Raw genomic sequence first — 378 nt, 5'->3', positions numbered from 1 at the left:
CTTATGAACGTAGAGCGAAGACTGCTATGGGGCGAGAAGCATTACAGTACAGCAAAGGCTTTGAACAGCATTATGTCGATGATATTGGTTTATTTTCGCCACTCATGTTGAACACAATCGAGCTTGCACCGGGTGAGGCAATGTTTTTGCATGCCGAAACCCCGCATGCTTATATCGAAGGTACTGGGCTAGAGATTATGGCGAACTCAGATAATGTGTTACGTGCAGGTCTCACTCCTAAGTTTATCGATGTACCTGAATTGATTGATAATACGTGTTTTGAAACGACGGATATCGAAGGCATCAAACTGAAACCTATCGAGAAAGAAGACAAGTTGAGTTTCCCTATACCTGTTGATGATTTCGGCTTCGACATCT

1 pseudogene is annotated in these 378 nt (G+C 43.1%); it reads left to right on the top strand.

Annotation, left to right across the window (positions count from 1 at the left end):
* A pseudogene (locus AB4486_RS24955) lies at nucleotides 1-378 on the top strand (mannose-6-phosphate isomerase); the annotation flags it as partial.

Source organism: Vibrio sp. 10N.222.55.C6 (assembly GCF_041473395.1).
GTDB lineage: Bacteria > Pseudomonadota > Gammaproteobacteria > Enterobacterales > Vibrionaceae > Vibrio > Vibrio crassostreae_C.
The sequence above is the reverse complement of the archived record's forward strand: the minus strand, read 5'-3'. Positions and strand labels throughout refer to the sequence as shown.